Raw genomic sequence first — 16,412 nt, forward strand, 5'->3', positions numbered from 1 at the left:
TGCGACAAATTTCATCATTTTTTGTCACAACTAACTGATTTTCAATAGCGATTTTTCAACATGGCAACAGGGGCGGACAAGTCAGGACTACCATTGATGTCACAACTCCAGATTTCACCCTGATCCCAGCTCCTGTTACTCTGAGCTCCGCCGCTGTCATCCTGAGTGTTTGAAGTGACGACCCGAAAAATAAGTTAGCTTCAAACGTATCGAAGGAGACAGCGAAAATCAATATGTTTATGGAAATTTTCTAACACTCACATATATAGTAACTTGTAGAGGCAAATTTTAAAAGGGATTGGAATACATTATTGTTTTATTGTTCTTTGATAAATATAGTTCTGAATAGAATTCCGACATTCTGACAATTTTCAATTTGTCACTTTGATTTAATTCAAAAAATGATTGATCAAAAAATTCATGGGACAATTCGTTTCTATAGAAGTATAAATTATAAAATAATAATCTTGTGAATGAACGAAAAGAGCTTAGGATTTTAAAAGCTCCTGTTTTTGTATTAGGCAAGATGATTCTCATTTGAAAGAATCCTAATGATTTTTCGAAACGACCTAATTTTGGTATATCAACTACGTTTTTCTCAGCATACTCAAATGGTTTCGAATTCTCTGGCTCGTCACAATTGTAATAGTTGTAATACTTTTTTGCCAATTGTTTTGGGTTGTATATCTTGTCATTGAAGTACAAAATACCCTCTTCGTCAATAGTAATTCTGAATCCCATCTCCTGTATTCCGCATGGCATTTTATTTGGTTCCCTAAAAACAAAGATAAGGCTACATTTTGAGCCCAAAGGAAATTCTTCAAATAGAAATGCTTGTTCACTGTTATTCATTAGTAGAGGCACAATAAGATTCTTATAATAGTTTAAACATGAGGCATTCTCTTCGCTTAGATATCTAATGATAGTCATCGTTTTGATATCATCGATTGTGTAAAGCTCAGCATTGCCCTCAACTTTTTTATTTGTGCATGCGGCAACTAAAACAGAAACTAACAAGATGGAAAAACCTTTAAGCATAGATCGTTTGAATCTATAAATTTATTAAGTAACATGGAATATCTTTAAGCAAATCAGTTTTCGGATTAAAATTTTGAAAAATGATAATTTAAGTTCTTTTCATGCCTTGTTTTCGTTATTCATCTGTGTAGAGGGAAATTTAAAAATGAAACAATTTTTATACAACCAAAAATACATATAAAAATATTTTCATGTATTGAAATATGAGATTTCAAAAGTACTTCAAGGTGCAGTCATAGTACCGACCGAAAGCGACGAAATGTTCAAACGCTCCTTCTTCCTTCTCATTTCCTTGTTCCTTATTCATCTTAATTTCATGAAGCTCGTCAAGTTCATAATGTAGAAAGGCACTTTTTATAGTTGTCAGTTGTGAGTAGTCAGAGACCAGTTTTAATGTCACTCATACTCTCACATTTGCGAAGCACACATCGACGCAGTCGCACATTTCCACACTTCCTTGTTCAGTGTTCAAATCACCCTTCAAATCAAAAATCTCAAATCTGATATCTTAAATCATCACTTCGCCCAGCCATCCTTCAGCGTCACCGTCCGATTGAAAACCGGCTTTCCTTCAGGGCTTTCCTTGTCAGGAACAAAATATCCGAGCCGCTCAAACTGAAAGTATTGTCCCGGTTTTGCGTCTGCCAGTGCGGGCTCGCAATATGCAGTAACCGTTTTTATGCTGTCGGGATTCAGGTAATCAACAAATGTTTTTCCTTCTTCGGCATCGTCAGGTGCGTGAACCGTGAAAAGCCGGTCGTAGAGTCGTGTTTCGCAGGCTACAGCTTGCTTTGCGGGAACCCAGTGAATCGTTCCTTTTACCTTGCGGCCATCAGGACTATTTCCACCGCGACTGGCCGGATCAATTTCTCCGTAAATTTCAATCACACTTCCGTTTTCGTCTTTTTTGCATCCGGTGCATTTTACGAAATAGGCATAACGCAGACGTACTTCATTGCCCTGATACAGACGGTGATAGCCTTTTACGGGTTCTTCCATGAAATCCTCGCGCTCGATGTATAATTCACGTCCGAAAGGAATTTCGCGGGTTCCGGCTGCTTCGTCTTCCGGATTATTGATGGCCGTTAAAAGATCGGTGTTGGCATCGTCGAAATTCGTGATAATCAGTTTCACCGGATTCAGCACGGCCATGCGGCGTTCGGCGCGTTTGTTCAGGTCTTCGCGTACGCAGAATTCAAGCAAACCAAGTTCAATTACATTCTCGCGTTTTGCAATGCCCACCTTGTCGGCAAACATTCGGATGGATTCGGCTGTATATCCACGACGACGCATCCCGCTGATGGTCGGCATCCGCGGATCGTCCCAGCCATTTACGTATTTTTCGTTGACCAGCTGCAGCAGTTTACGCTTGCTCATCACGGTATAACTCAGATTCAGTCGTGCAAATTCAATTTGCTGTGGCGCATGAATGCCGATGTTTGCAATGAACCATTCATATAATGGGCGATGTACTTCAAACTCAAGCGTGCAAACCGAATGGGTGATGCCTTCCATCGAATCGCTCTGTCCGTGCGCATAATCATACATTGGATAAATGTTCCACTTATTTCCTGTGCGGTGGTGTTCCGAATGCAGAATGCGGTACATAATGGCATCGCGCATGTGCATGTTGGGTGAGTTCAGATCAATTTTGGCGCGTAAAACCATGGCCCCATCAGGAAATGCGCCATCGCGCATGCGACGGAATAATTGCATGTTTTCTTCAGGCGTGCGGTCACGATGTTCGCAGGCAATGCCCGGGCGCGTAGGCGTGGTGCGGTTTGCGCTGATTGTTTCCTGACTGCATTCGCACACATAGGCTTTGCCGCCCTGAATCAGTTTTTCGGCCCAGTCATACAACTGCTGAAAATAATCACTGGCGTAAAACTCATTGGCCCATTCAAAGCCGAGCCATTTAACATCCTCCTTGATGGAATCGACATACTCAACTTCTTCCCGGGTCGGATTGGTATCGTCGAAACGCAAATTGCATTTGCCGTTGTATTTGCGCGCCAGTCCAAAATTCAGGCAGATGCTTTTTGCATGGCCGATGTGAAGATATCCATTGGGCTCAGGCGGAAAACGAGTCAGAACGTAATTAAAACGTCCGCTCTCCAAATGCGAGTCAATGATTTCTTCAATAAAGTTTTTCTGCACTTTTCCTTCTTCAGGAAGATTGATTTTTTCGTCGGCCATTTTTTCTACTTTTGTACAAAATTACGAGCAAAATTTTTATCAACCACTATTTATGGAGATTATTTCAATTGAAGGGATGGAATTCCGCGCTCCGGTGGGGTGTTTCGACGAAGAAAAAATTGTTCATCCGGGCTTTTCCGTTGATGTGTACATCTCGTTTGATGCATCTGATGCAATGATGAGCGACAAACTTGACACTACGATCAACTATCAGGCGGTATATCTTCGGATAAAAGAAATAATGGAAGTGCATCACAATATAATTGAGCATGTGGCGAATCATATCCTCGATACTATTTTGAATGATTTTGCAAAGGCACAACATGTGCGCTGCAAAATTCATAAAACTTTTCCGGCCCTTGGCGGCCGCATTGCTGCTGTTGCTTTCGAAGCAGAGCGGGGGAGATAGGTTCCCATCCTTCGAAGGTTGGCTGCTATCTTATCACACCACCAGTAACTTTTTCTGGCGCGGATTTGCAATCCGTGACAGATAAGGTTTATCTTATCACACCACCAGTAACCTTCAACACATCATTGGTAATTCTTTCCATCGCCTTGTCAACCTCAACATCAGTCAGGGTTTTTTCATCGTGACGGAACATGAAACTAACGGCGTAGCTTTTCTTATTTTCCCCAAGTTTTTTATCGATGTAAACATCAAAAAGATCAACTGCTTTCAATAGTTTCTTTTCAGCTCCCTGTGCGGCTTTCTGAATTGCTTCAAATGAAACATTGCCGTCAAGCAGCAAGGCCAGATCGCGGCGCACAGCCGGAAATTTCGGAATATCCCTGAATCTGATACTGGTCTTACGGATTTTTTTCAATAACAAATCGAGGTTCACTTCTGCATACCAGATATTCGCATCAACATCGGAAAGCTTGCAAATGTTTGGATCAGCTAAACCAAAGGATGCAAGCGGCTTTTCATTAAGCATGTAGGTCATGCCAAAGACAAACTGATTGTTCACTTCTGTTTTGGCGACAAGCGAATCCATGATGCCAAGGTATCCGAAAACGCCTTCCAAAGCGGACTTCATACAGAAAAAATCAGATTCTTCGGGTTTGTATTTCCAGTTTTCGGGACGTTCGTTGCCGGTCATAATCAGCGAGAGCATGTTGGTCTCGGAAAAGCGTGCCATCACAGGTTTTTCTTTGTCCTGTGTGTTTTTGACATACGTTTTCCCGGGTTCAAAAAATTTCAGGTCGGCCGCACTCCGATTGATATTATGAGCAACCGACTGCAACATGCCGGATAACATGCTGTAACGCATCACATTCAGCTCGCGGCTAAGCGGGTTTTGCACAGTAACAATGCTGTCAACCGGATACACACTGGCTTTTTCATACCATTGCATACTGTTGAGAGAGTTGCACATTATTTCACTGAATCCGTTGGCTGCAAAATAATTGGATACTTTTTGTATCAGTTCGTGTAAGGTAATTCCTTTGCTCGTCGGGTAAATCGTATTCGATTTTTCCGGCATCGGAATATTGTTGTATCCATAAATGCGAAAAATTTCTTCATAAACGTCCACTGGACGGGTAACATCGGTGCGGTTGAGCGGAACTTCGACCGTAATTTCTTCTGCATTTTGTTTTGAAATTACAAAGTCCAGATCTTTCAGAATTCCAATGGTTGTTTCAACTGAAATTGGAGATCCTGCGAAAGTGTTCATGGCAGTGAAGTTCAGCGTTACAACTGGTTTCTCGGCTTTTGCCGGATAGAAATCCGATATCTCGGAACTGATACTGCAGCCTGTAATTCCTTTCAATAATAAAGCAGCCCGTTTGATGGCATAAATAGTGATTTCCGCATCCGTGCCACGCTCGAAACGAAACGACGCATCGGTGTGCAATCCATGATACTTGGCGGTTTTACGCACGGATACCGGATTGAAACAGGCACTTTCGAGAAACACTCTTTTTGTTTCCATGCTAACGCCGCTATGTGTGCCGCCGAAAACGCCCGCGATGCACATACCTTTTTCTGCATCACAGATCATCAGGTCGCGCGAGGTGAGCTTGCGTTCAACGCCATCGAGCGTAGTAAATGGACTACTATCGGGCAAACATTGTACAATCACTTTTCCACCGCTGATTTTGTCGTAATCGAAGGCGTGGAGCGGCTGTCCAAGCTCAAGCATCACATATTGCGTAACGTCGACAACTACATTGATCGGACGTAGTCCGGCGGCTTCCAGATTTCTTTTGAGCCAGTCCGGACTTTCAGTGACATTAAGATTTGTGAGCGTCAGACCGCTGTATCGGATGCATGCTTCTGGATTTATTACTTCAACTGGAGTGGTCAGGTCGTTGTTGTCTACCTTGAAATCCTCCACCGATGGCATTTGCAGCTGAACGGAATTTTCTCCGCAACGGTTGTGCAGCGCGGCCGCCAGATCTCGTGCTACGCCCGTATGACACATCGCGTCGCTGCGGTTTGGAGTTAAGCCAATTTCAAAAACTTGATCGGATGAAAGATTGAAAAGTTTTGCTGCCGGCATGCCTTTTTCAGTCGCCGGATCCAATATCATGATTCCTGCGTGTGAGGTGCCGAGGCCAAGTTCGTCTTCAGCACAGATCATCCCGTTGCTTTCGATGCCTCGCATTTTGGCCTTCTTAATAACCAAAGTGGTGCCGTCCGATTTGTATAAAGTGGCTCCGGGTAAGGCAATCAACACTTTCTGTCCTGCGGCAACATTCTGAGCACCGCACACAATCTGTAATTGCTCCGTGCCGACATCTACCTTCGTTAGTGAAAGATGCTCGGTGCCTTCCACATGCGCGCATTCAAGCACGTGGCCGACAACAATTCCCTGCAATCCGCCCTTGATTTGTTCGTGCTCTTCAAGACCTTCCACTTCAAGACCATTGTCGGTCAGAATTTTCGAAATGGTATCTGCGGGCAGGTCAGTGTTCAGATATTGTTTCAGCCAGTTATATGAGATTTTCATCCTGAAAAATTTTCAGCAAAGATACTGAATTCCGGCTTTTTTCAATCCAAACATATGAACTTCATTTCTTCAATCATTCCCGAGTCCAATCGATAAGCCGCAGTGCTGCGCAGGCAGGACATGGAATAGTTTGTACCTAACGCTTCTGGTAATTGCTAAATTTGTACATTTACATGACTAAGTTCACATGAAAAGAATAATAATCCTGTTTTTTCTGTCATGTCTGTTATCTGGAGTTCTCAATGCTCAGGAAAACAAAATCAGCTCGCGCAATGGTCAGGTTTTGCCTGTAAATGGAGCCATCCGGATATTGTTGATTTTTGTTGAGATTGAATATCCGGGCGGCGTTGACAAGTATGCTTCGGAAGTTGGTGAACAGTGGAAACCCGGCTCATATCCTGTCTGGTCAAATGACCTTTTTGATGCGAATGCTTCTTCAGATTTGAAAGGTATTGCAACCCGTTATTATCACGAGAGCTCTTTTGGAAACTACAGTGTTTATGCTGATATTCTGCTGAATCCGGACAACCCATCTATCCCGTTTCAGTATAAAAGCAATGGCGAAGTTAATGTTTCTAATATTCTGATCGATGCATGGAACAAAGGATTTAAAACAAAATCATCTTTGCCGGCTGATAGTTTTGATCTCTGGGTAAAATCCAAATCTGGTGAAATAAAACAATCGAGAACGATGGATGAACCATTATCATTTGATCATGTAATGGTTATTGCGCGTAATTGTACATACCCGGGCAGTCTGGCCGGATATGCGTCGGCCGGAAATTTATCGGGCAAAGCTCCCTTCAGGACCGATTCATACAGTGTGTTCGCTACGCGAAGTGCGAATCCGCTGAATATTCTTTTGCACGAGTATAATCATTTGCTTTTTGGAGGAAACAACGTGCATTGCTGTGGAGGAAACCATATGGCAAGCGGCAATCAATTGTTTTTATCTTTTCAGGGCGGATGGGGAATGATGGGAGCTGCCAATAAATCATTGATGACCTGCAATGCCTGGGATCGCTACAAGCTTGGCTGGAAGCTACCTGACAAAGATTTGTATATTTCTGCAACTGATACATCAGGAAATGAGATTAATTCTGATTTCGATTTCAGCGACAATCGAATTGTTGACACACTGATAGTTCTCCGCGATTTTGTAACTTATGGAGATGCGCTCAGGATAAGACTTCCGGGTATTCCGGATAATGAGTATCCTCAATGGTTATGGGTTGAAAATCATCAGACAAAAAGTTTAACGGAAGCACTTTTGATATTTTCCAATACCAGGAGTCGGGTTGCACCGATCTTGCCGTCCCGGGATTATATGCATATATTCAGGTTGATCACAATGAACTCGAAGGGATGAAGGCTTTCGGAGGAAATGCTGATTTCATTAGGGCTCTGCCGGCAAGCGGCATGTACGATTTTGTCTGGGGTGACACTCTTGTAAGAAACAATTGGTGCCAGAATAATAAACAATATTATCCTTTTGAACGCAAATCAATACTGAAAAACCCTTTGAGCGGCAATGCCGTGACCGAAATGCCTGCGTTTGACGAGAACAATGATGGTCATCTAGAGGAAAAAGAAAAACGTGACCCGGCAATTGAATTTGTTTCCGGTGAATACTTCAACAATCTTCCATACCTTGGAGAGTCAGAAATGGCTTATACGCTAAGCGGAAATAATAAAATCGGAATTGGCACCAACCCGTCTTCGGCAAATTCGCTTACAATGCTCAACGACAATAAGGCTGTCAACAAGGGACTGGTTCCGGATAACCGAATAATCTACCTGAATTCAGTCAGTGTTGAAATTGTACGCGAAGACTGGCCTTCATCGGGCGATGTGCTGGTGCGGGTTCGCAACGGTGATAATATTGTCTCGCAAAATGTACGCTGGTGCGCTCCGAAAATTGTTCTGTCCGATCTTCCGACTGATAATCAATTTGACCTGATCGTGGATAATAAAAAACGAGTTATTATTGATGCAGGACTCACTCCAACGCGCATTGATTCAGCAATAATGGTCAAAGGGAAAAAAGTGATCACAGATTACACACATTTTGAAATGATGCCCGGTACCCGTATGTTGCTCAAGAAAGGTGCAAGACTCGATATACGCAACGGATCAGTATTTCATGTTTCAAAAGGCGCTGTAATCGTTCTGGAAAAAGGCGCAAAAATAATCGTCAGCAAAGATTCAAAGCTTATCAATGATGGTGAAATAAGAAAGCTGTAAGTATTACTGATTTTGTGTCTTATTTTTCGTCTCTCACATTCCCACATCGGTGCACTTGTCTCAGCTTGCCACGTTTTACGTGGTTTTTAAGTGAGCCGCACATACGACGCAGTCGCACATTTTCACATCCTACTCAACAGCATCCTCCAGCGCTTTCAGCGTAAGTGGCTTTGCAACTATTTTTCCTTCAGTATCAATCACAAAAAAGCTGGGCGTTCCCCACACATTCCAGCGAATGGCATTGGCTCCGTCGTATCCTTTTAGATCGCTTAGTGATGGCTCTGGAAGATTTTCCTCAAGCATTCCGCCCAACCATTTGTTTTCATCCGTGTCGATGGAGTAGGAGAGAAGGACAAGATCCGGATTGTTTTTCAGAAAATCGAGTACATGTGGAATAGCTTCGCGGCAGTGTTCACACGAAGACTCCCAGAACATAACAATAACTTTATTTCCAATAAAATCACTGAGCGATACTGTTTTTCCTTCTCGATCAATTCCTGTCAGCTCCGGCGCGGCTGTACCCTTTTTCATGTTTTTAATGGAAAGCGCCTTGCGCTCTGCTTCGCTCGGAATGCCACCTTCGCACGATGAACCATGCATATAGGTCTCAAAAAGATGTAAATAAACATCATCAAAGCCAGACGACTCAAAAGTGTTAAGCAATAAATCCAAAACGTAATCAAACTGCTTGTTATTCCACGAAAAACTGCTCATGATAAAATCAGATGTCCTGATGTACCCGGCGCTCGTTTTTTCATCCGTAAAATTCCTTAGGTAAAAACTGCAGACATCGTAGATTACACGTGTATTTACAAGGCAGCTGTCGTATTTGTCGATATTGTCAAAATAGTGTCGTTTCAGAAAATCATACTCCGACTCAAATCCATGATTAGGATTAGCTTCTGAAAACGTCTTGAAATCAGGTGGAATGCTGCTTTTGTAAAGTTTTACAGAGAATAATCCCGGCTTTTCTTTGTCGAGCGAAATAATCCTTTCCTGAAGTTCTGCAACTTTATTCTGTAACTGGCTTTTCACTTTCTGCAGCTGAACCTGCATTCCCTTTTCATAGTATTCATCGCCAACCGCCGACAAACTGTCAATGGAACTTTCAATGGCTCTGAGCTTGTAAAAAGCCTTGTTTTCTTCCGAAACGAGAATTTTTATTCCCAGGTCTTTTTCAAGATTATCAGCAGTGAATTCAATAATATTTTCTTTGTTTATCACTAGATTGATAAAATATTTTTCTTCCCAGAAGATATAATACTCGCCGGTGACCGGAACTGTATCTGACGAAAACAAAACTTCACCTTTTACCGATTTCATGCTGTCTGCAATCTCCCAGGTGGAGCCCTCAACCGACAGCAGGTAAATGGTGGCCGGCCGCTGAAAATTGGATATCTGCCCCTTCAACACAAAATCACTTTGTGAAAAGCTGGCAACGCATGAGAATAAAAAGAAAAAAGTCAGGCCGATCCGGGTCATATTCGTATTTTTCAAGCCCAAAATTAATCAATTTCCGGGCCTTTTCAGAAAGTTCAGTTTTATATGAACGGAATAATGCAATATTACCCATAAAATTTCGTAATTTTACAATCCTGTTTTTCAAAACGGTCGTATGAGCATGCGCAAAACCATAGTGTTTTTTTTCCTCTTTGTTTGCCTGATGCCTTTTCAGAAGATATCGGCGCAGTTTTACAGTGGGAGCCATATGACTTTTGGGAAAAACAGGGTCCAGTACAACGAAGAGCGTATTTGGAGCCAGTTTCGGTTTAAGGATTTCGATTTTATTTTTTATCAGGATGGACGTAAAATCACCATCAACGCGGCAAAATATGCCTCTACTGCTTTAAAAGAAATTTCAGATAAGCTTGGATATAAGCCGGAAAGTAAAGTTCAGTTCATTGTTTTTAATTCACTGAGTGAAATGAAATCCTCCAATATAGGACTCGATAATGAAGTTCTGTACAACATCGGCGGAGTAACAAATGTGGTTGACAATAAAGTCTTTCTTTATTTTGATGGAAATTATCTTCACCTTGAAGAACAAATCCGCAGTGGAATTGCGCGTGTTATTCTGAATCAGATGATTTATGGCGATCAGATTACCGCCAATATAAAAAACTCCACGCTAATGGCGTTGCCTGAATGGTACCTCGGTGGCCTGGAATCTTATCTTGCTGCTGATTGGAATTCCGAGCTTGATGAAAAATTACGCGATGCAGTAGTTTCCGGAAAGTTCAGAAAATTTAATCATCTTGAAGGTGCCGATGCCACTTTGGCGGGACACTCGGTTTGGCGGTTTGTTGCCGAAAAGTATGGCAGCAATATGATTCCGAATATCATTTATATGACCAAGGTCTCACGCACCGTCGAAAACGGTTTTCTTTTCGTTCTCGGAATTTCTTTCAAAAACCTCATCCGTGAATGGTACGCAAATAATCAGACCGTTTATTACAACGATATTGCAGACAGAATTTCCCCTCCGGAACATAACGCTCCTGTAAAGATTAAAAAGAAAAACCATTACTATCAGGCTAAAGTCAGTCCCGATGGACGCTATCTGACTTATGTAATGGATAAGGTTAATAAAAAGAAACTGTTTATTGTCGATCGCCAATCCGAAAAGAAAAGGAAACTTTTTCGCTTGGGCACTAAAATGAACGAGACTCCGGATATGACTTATCCAATAACAGCGTGGCATCCAACTTCGGGACTTTTTGCGTGGGAGGTTGAGAATAAAGGTCGCCGGAAACTGTATCTCTATAATGTGAATGATGAAACCCGCGAAGAGTTTTTTATTGATAATATCAACAAAGTGCTCGATATGGCCTACTCTCCGGATGGTTCGGTGTTGGCAATGTCTGCAGTAATAAATGGCTACAGCGATATTTTTCTTTTCTATACCGGCAGCAGATCTTTTACGCGGATAACCAATGACGTTTACGATGATCTTCAGCCAAGGTTTATTGATAATGGCCGTTTGATTGCCTTTTCTTCAAACAGGGTCAGCGATACACTGGAGCTTGAGCAGGAGACATATCTGACCGACAACTCCAAACCTGTGATCAGGCAGCAATCGTTTGATATTTTCGCTTACGATATAATATCCAAACATCCGGTAATGCGGCGCGTGACAAATACGCCAGCTGTAAATGAAACATCACCCATGCCCTGGGATGGAAAGTATTTTTCCTTTTTATCCGATCAGAATGGCATCAACAATCAACTGATCGGGTATTTTGACAGTACCATTGATTATGTTGATACGGCGGTACATTACAGATACTTCACAACAACTTCTCCGGCATCCAATTATAGCTCGGCAATCAGAGAACAGGAGTCGTATTTCAATTCCGATTCAGTTGTTCAGGTTTTTACGGTGGGTAAATCTTCGCGCATTGTTGTTTCAGAAAAAAACAGCGTTGACAATTTATCAGCGCTCGACAAACCGTTCAATACTTTATGGGCTGAGGAAAGAAATATGCGTTTTAATATGTCGCAATCAAGACCCGACACAACGCATCAAAAGAATAAATCCGGGCAGAAGCAGGGATTTGTTTCATCACAGAAAGATAGCGGTAATGTCAATATTTACAACTATCGGTTTTCTACCAATACCAGCAAGAATCCGAAAAAGAATAATTCGGTAAAAGCAGATTCAATTGAAAAATTTACTTTGCCGCACCAGCAGAATTATGATGTCGAATATAGCATTGACAAATTAGTATCGCAACTTGATTTCTCTTTTCTGAATACTACTTATCAGCCTTACGACCGATCTGTTGTTTCATTTGGCAATGCCGGAAACAACCTCCTTTTCCAGATGAGCGTATCTGATCTGCTCGAAGATAAAAGAATCTCCGGGGTTGTACGATCATCGCTTTCTCTCGACAATAATGAGTATTTTATCAGTTACGAAGATCTGTTCCGGCGCCTTGACCGACAGATTGTTTTTCATCGCATGACATACGATGCTGCAAACGAAAATTCATATGTAAAGCATCATTTACATGATCTGAATTATATTTTTAAATGGCCGTTCTCTCCCGTGCTTGCAGTGAAAGGAACCATTATCCTCAAATATGATAATCAGGTTTACAAAAGCATTGATGATTTCTCTCTTGCCGCGCCCGATATAAATACATACTGGGGTGGAACCAGATTCGAACTGATTTTCGACAATACGCGCCCGGTAATGACCAATATTATGTACGGTCTGCGTTATAAAATCTTTGCAGAATACTATCAGGGGATAAACAAATCCGAACTCAACCTTATCACGGCTGGTTTCGATATCCGACATTATTCAAAAATTCACAGGACTTTTATCTGGGCCAATCGTGTTGCTTTTGGCACTTCCTTTGGCTCAACACGGCTTCTGTATTATCTTGGAGGCACTGATAATACTTTTCTCCCGTCGTTCAACACCCAGCAGCCGGTTGATACCTCAATGAATTTTGCTTTCCAGACAATAGGCACCAACCTGCGTGGCTTCCCTCAGAACATCCGGAACGGAAATACTTTTGCGGTAATCAATTCCGAATTGCGTTTTCCCGTGTTCCGCTATCTGCTGAACCGACCCATTAAATCTCAGTTTATTAATAATTTTCAGATTGTCGGTTTTGGCGATTTGGGCTCTGCCTGGCTTGGACTTAACCCTTATTCGGAAAAGAATGTAATGGTGCCCGAAACATATTACCAGAAGCCAATAACTGTTGTTGTAAAAACTCCGCGTAATCCTCTCGTGGGTGGTATGGGTCTCGGCGTTCGCACAACCATATTTGGTTATTTTGTGCGCTTCGACGTTGCCTGGGGAATCGAAGAGTTGCATGTTTACAGACCGAGATACGTTTTGTCATTTAGCCTTGATTTTTAATTATGGAATACTCAAAGAATATTGAATCACTGGCTGAGCAGGTATATCCACAACTTGTTGATATTCGCCGCCATCTGCATAAATTTCCGGAACTTTCCGGCTCTGAAAAAAACACAGCGTCTCATATCTGCGCTATTCTGGATGAATGGAAAATTCCTTATCGTGACGGCATTGGCGGATATGGAATCGTTGCACTCATCGAAGGAAAATCAGCAGGTGCTTGCGTAGCATTGCGTGCCGATATGGATGCGCTCAGTATTCAGGAGATCAGTAATTGTGAATACAAAAGCGCAATTGAGGGTGTTATGCATGCTTGCGGACACGATGCGCACATTGCCTCACTTCTCGGAACCGCCTTTATTCTAAATACTCTAAAAGATTCGTTTAGTGGTAGCTTCAAACTGATTTTTCAGCCTTCTGAAGAAAAATTTCCCGGAGGAGCAATTCAAATGATTCAGGAAGGAGTACTTGAAAATCCAAAGGTGAATGCTATAATCGGACAGCATGTATTGCCTGGTTTATCTACCGGGAGCATAGGCTTGAAGAGCGGCCCTTATATGGCTTCTACAGATGAAATTTACATAACGGTAACTGGTCGCGGAGGCCATGGCGCCACGCCAGAACTCAATATTGATCCTGTTGTCATTGCTTCACAAATCATTGTGGCTTTGCAGCAGATAACCAGCCGTGTGGCAAATCCATCCGTACCTACGGTGCTTTCATTTGGAAGAATGATTGCCGATGGTCGTACCAACATTATTCCAGAGGCGGTAACGATGGAAGGCACAATCCGCACTTTCGACGAAAAATGGCGTGCAGAAGCTCACAAGAAAATTATTTCCATTTCAAAAGGAATAGCTGAGGGATTTGGCGCAAAATGCATCGTCGACATTCATCATGGTTACCCGTTTCTGGTTAATGATGAAAAATGCACCGACATTGCTCGTCGCGCGGCCACTTCATTGCTGGGTAGGGAAAATGTCGTTGAGCTTCCATTGCGCATGACGGCAGAAGATTTTGCCTACTATGCTCAGAATGTGCCTGCAATATTCTACCGGCTTGGAATAACCGATTCCAAAACAAAAGAGCCGGCAGCAAATCTTCACACTGCCAGCTTTGACATTGATGAAAAGTCGCTGATAACGGGTTGCTCATGCATGGCGAAAATTGCCATTGACATGTTGTCGGAGCTAAACAATAAGCATTTATGAAATTGGTTTTAATCGTATGTTTAATTGGAAGCTTTCTTGCTTCCTGCACTTCAGGCAACAGTGATTCTAAGACTTACTACCATGGATTTGCCAATAATGCCTGGGAAGAGGGGAAAACGGTGTCTTTTTCATTTGATATTACCGACACAGCCTCGCCTTATGATGTTCATGGGAAAATGCGTATTACCGAAGCTTTTTCGTTTTCAACGCTCGACATGAGTCTTTCGTTGTTGACTCCATCAGGGTCTTCCCGCCACAAGAAAATTCATCTTGAAATGCGCAATAATTCAGGGGAAAGAATGGGTTCGCAGATCAACGATTATTATGAAATAGCATTCCCTGTTTATGATTCAATCAGATTTGCTGAATCCGGGAAATGGGTCATGAATTTCAATCACAATATGCCTGTAGATATTTATAAAGGAATGGTTGGCCTGGAACTTTTTGTTGAAAAACAGAAATAAAAAAAAGCCGCTCACAGAATTCCATGAGCGGCTCAATATATTTAGAAGTAATATTATTTCACAATCAGTTTGCTGATGGCAAAATTACCATCATTACCATTGATCATAACATTGTAGATTCCTGATTCCATTTCAGAAACATTTACGTCAGCACTTTGACTGAAGACAGTTGAAAAGACTACGCGTCCGGTCATGTCAACAACTTTCAGAATGCCTTCTGTTCCAGCTGAAACAGTCACAAATTCACTGGCAGGATTCGGATAAACGGAAGCACTGATTTCGTTTTCTTCAATAGCATTGTAAATCGTAACATCAGTAGCAGCACGTGGCTGAATTTTTCTTTCACTAAAACTGTAATCCATTATTCCGGTGATGTCATAATGTGTATTTAAAACGGGTGTATAAGCATAAATCAAATCACCAACTTTAAGACTTGACATTCCGTCGCCAACCAGCCATTCAAGATAAGTGTCTGGCATAGTTGTGCACTGAGCGTTGGTCACTTTGCAAAGTACGCCTTCGTACATTTCAAGTGCTCCGTCAGGAAGAGCAATATTGGTCACCTGAACCGGATTGCCACTGCTGACTTTGACATAGCTGCTTACAGATTTCAATTCTGTGAGATTGTAATATTCATCAACCACAGCAGCGAAAGTTACGCTGTCACCAATGGCTGGAGTGTTACCAGAGTCATAAACATAAACACCGCTCCATGGACCGGTTCCGTTCTGAATCCAATATGCACCTGATTTAGTGGCGCTGACAATACCACCGGTATTAACAGGTTGTCCAAAATAACTGCTGGCATCGGTAGTTGTGTATTGAATGTCGTATATTGAAACATTTGACATTGTACCAACTGAAACATAGAAAGAATCGATCTGCAGGTGATCGTTGGTTGCAAGAGTATTTCTTACAGAAAGAATAAATTCAGCAGTTGCTGAAGTAGTGTCGCAAAGAACGGTTTGCTCAACCTTGGTCCAGGTAGTGCCATTAATTACTACATAGCTATTGTATGCTCCGTAGTTTACACCATCAAAAAAACCAGTTCTGACTTCTCCGTTTCCACGGGCATAAAAACTGATGTTGTACACAGAGCCGGCAGTTACACTCACTGCTTTTGTCGAAACACGCTTGTGTGCTGTAGTGTCGTTGTTAATCTGCATTGAGTACGTTCCCTGATAAGGGTTGGTTGTGTACTGATCAACATCTGTAAATGTAATACTGGTGGCAACGCCAATCCAGTTTGTTGGAGTGTTCACGTCATCCCATGTTTCGAAACCACTGTAAAACACTTGTTGTCCGATGCCGCTCCCGATTGTCATAACAAACAATGCGGCTAAAAGTAAAGCTTTTTTCATAACAGTAAAAATTTTTCAAAGATAAGCATTAATTTTTTAGTAGGTTTGTATTCTGATATTTGTCATGC

General features: G+C 42.1%; 13 protein-coding genes. 6 read left to right on the forward strand and 7 right to left on the reverse strand.

The window, feature by feature from the left end; translation table 11 throughout:
• Nucleotides 1–288 precede the first annotated feature (288 nt).
• The 3 genes from A2W93_00710 to A2W93_00720 all read right to left on the reverse strand — a co-directional run bounded on the left by A2W93_00710 (nucleotide 289) and on the right by A2W93_00720 (nucleotide 3,234).
• Complete coding sequence (locus tag A2W93_00710) at nucleotides 289–1,038, reverse strand: hypothetical protein (GenBank protein ID OFY54120.1); 750 nt, start codon at nucleotides 1,036–1,038, stop codon at nucleotides 289–291.
• A 211-nt stretch (nucleotides 1,039–1,249) separates the two neighbouring features.
• Nucleotides 1,250–1,438, reverse strand: a complete 189-nt coding sequence (locus tag A2W93_00715; protein ID OFY54121.1) for a hypothetical protein — start codon at nucleotides 1,436–1,438, stop codon at nucleotides 1,250–1,252.
• A 116-nt stretch (nucleotides 1,439–1,554) separates the two neighbouring features.
• Nucleotides 1,555–3,234, reverse strand: coding sequence for a glutamine--tRNA ligase (locus A2W93_00720; GenBank protein OFY54122.1), 1,680 nt, complete (start codon nucleotides 3,232–3,234; stop codon nucleotides 1,555–1,557).
• A 76-nt stretch (nucleotides 3,235–3,310) separates the two neighbouring features.
• Between A2W93_00720 and A2W93_00725 the strand changes: the two genes are divergently transcribed.
• On the forward strand, nucleotides 3,311–3,643 hold the full coding sequence (locus A2W93_00725; GenBank protein ID OFY54174.1) for a dihydroneopterin aldolase: 333 nt from the start codon (nucleotides 3,311–3,313) through the stop codon (nucleotides 3,641–3,643).
• An 88-nt stretch (nucleotides 3,644–3,731) separates the two neighbouring features.
• On the opposite strand, the gene A2W93_00730 is transcribed toward A2W93_00725, so the two are convergent.
• Complete coding sequence (locus A2W93_00730) at nucleotides 3,732–6,188, reverse strand: phenylalanine--tRNA ligase subunit beta (protein OFY54123.1); 2,457 nt, start codon at nucleotides 6,186–6,188, stop codon at nucleotides 3,732–3,734.
• Nucleotides 6,189–6,375: 187 nt separating this feature from the next.
• On the opposite strand from A2W93_00730, the gene A2W93_00735 reads away from it, so the two are divergent.
• Together A2W93_00735 and A2W93_00740 are read left to right on the forward strand one after the other, a co-directional pair.
• On the forward strand, nucleotides 6,376–7,557 hold the full coding sequence (locus A2W93_00735) for a hypothetical protein (GenBank protein OFY54124.1): 1,182 nt from the start codon (nucleotides 6,376–6,378) through the stop codon (nucleotides 7,555–7,557).
• Complete coding sequence (locus A2W93_00740) at nucleotides 7,554–8,432, forward strand: hypothetical protein (protein ID OFY54125.1); 879 nt, start codon at nucleotides 7,554–7,556, stop codon at nucleotides 8,430–8,432. Before A2W93_00735 ends, A2W93_00740 begins: the two co-directional genes overlap by 4 nt.
• Before the next feature lie 129 nt (nucleotides 8,433–8,561).
• Here the strand turns inward: A2W93_00740 and A2W93_00745 are convergent, their stop codons facing one another.
• Nucleotides 8,562–9,842 (reverse strand): hypothetical protein, encoded by a 1,281-nt coding sequence (locus tag A2W93_00745; protein ID OFY54126.1) that lies wholly within the window; start codon nucleotides 9,840–9,842, stop codon nucleotides 8,562–8,564.
• A gap of 7 nt (nucleotides 9,843–9,849) precedes the next feature.
• Complete coding sequence (locus tag A2W93_00750; protein ID OFY54127.1) at nucleotides 9,850–10,140, reverse strand: hypothetical protein; 291 nt, start codon at nucleotides 10,138–10,140, stop codon at nucleotides 9,850–9,852.
• On the opposite strand from A2W93_00750, the gene A2W93_00755 reads away from it, so the two are divergent.
• From A2W93_00755 to A2W93_00765, 3 genes are read left to right on the forward strand one after another with little or no spacing between them, the layout of a single operon-like run.
• Nucleotides 10,141–13,308 carry a hypothetical protein gene (locus tag A2W93_00755; protein OFY54128.1) on the forward strand — a complete coding sequence of 1,056 codons (3,168 nt, stop codon included), beginning with the start codon at nucleotides 10,141–10,143 and terminating at the stop codon, nucleotides 13,306–13,308.
• A 2-nt stretch (nucleotides 13,309–13,310) separates the two neighbouring features.
• Nucleotides 13,311–14,519 carry an N-acyl-L-amino acid amidohydrolase gene (locus A2W93_00760; protein ID OFY54129.1) on the forward strand — a complete coding sequence of 403 codons (1,209 nt, stop codon included), beginning with the start codon at nucleotides 13,311–13,313 and terminating at the stop codon, nucleotides 14,517–14,519.
• Complete coding sequence (locus A2W93_00765) at nucleotides 14,516–14,983, forward strand: hypothetical protein (protein ID OFY54130.1); 468 nt, start codon at nucleotides 14,516–14,518, stop codon at nucleotides 14,981–14,983. Before A2W93_00760 ends, A2W93_00765 begins: the two co-directional genes overlap by 4 nt.
• 53 nt (nucleotides 14,984–15,036) lie before the next feature.
• Here the strand turns inward: A2W93_00765 and A2W93_00770 are convergent, their stop codons facing one another.
• Complete coding sequence (locus tag A2W93_00770; protein ID OFY54131.1) at nucleotides 15,037–16,344, reverse strand: hypothetical protein; 1,308 nt, start codon at nucleotides 16,342–16,344, stop codon at nucleotides 15,037–15,039.
• Between the last annotated feature and the right edge of the window lie 68 nt (nucleotides 16,345–16,412).

The organism is Bacteroidetes bacterium GWF2_43_63 (assembly GCA_001769275.1).
Taxonomy (GTDB): domain Bacteria; phylum Bacteroidota; class Bacteroidia; order Bacteroidales; family DTU049; genus GWF2-43-63.

Coding starts and splice junctions, on each gene's coding strand:
- A2W93_00710 (OFY54120.1), bottom strand. CDS start 1,038: ATGCTTAAAGGTTTTTCCATCTTGTTAGTTTCTGTTTTAGTTGCCGCA.
- A2W93_00720 (OFY54122.1), bottom strand. CDS start 3,234: ATGGCCGACGAAAAAATCAATCTTCCTGAAGAAGGAAAAGTGCAGAAA.
- A2W93_00725 (OFY54174.1), top strand. CDS start 3,311: ATGGAATTCCGCGCTCCGGTGGGGTGTTTCGACGAAGAAAAAATTGTT.
- A2W93_00730 (OFY54123.1), bottom strand. CDS start 6,188: ATGAAAATCTCATATAACTGGCTGAAACAATATCTGAACACTGACCTG.
- A2W93_00735 (OFY54124.1), top strand. CDS start 6,376: ATGAAAAGAATAATAATCCTGTTTTTTCTGTCATGTCTGTTATCTGGA.
- A2W93_00740 (OFY54125.1), top strand. CDS start 7,554: ATGAAGGCTTTCGGAGGAAATGCTGATTTCATTAGGGCTCTGCCGGCA.
- A2W93_00750 (OFY54127.1), bottom strand. CDS start 10,140: ATGGCTCCCACTGTAAAACTGCGCCGATATCTTCTGAAAAGGCATCAG.
- A2W93_00755 (OFY54128.1), top strand. CDS start 10,141: ATGACTTTTGGGAAAAACAGGGTCCAGTACAACGAAGAGCGTATTTGG.
- A2W93_00760 (OFY54129.1), top strand. CDS start 13,311: ATGGAATACTCAAAGAATATTGAATCACTGGCTGAGCAGGTATATCCA.
- A2W93_00765 (OFY54130.1), top strand. CDS start 14,516: ATGAAATTGGTTTTAATCGTATGTTTAATTGGAAGCTTTCTTGCTTCC.
- A2W93_00770 (OFY54131.1), bottom strand. CDS start 16,344: ATGAAAAAAGCTTTACTTTTAGCCGCATTGTTTGTTATGACAATCGGG.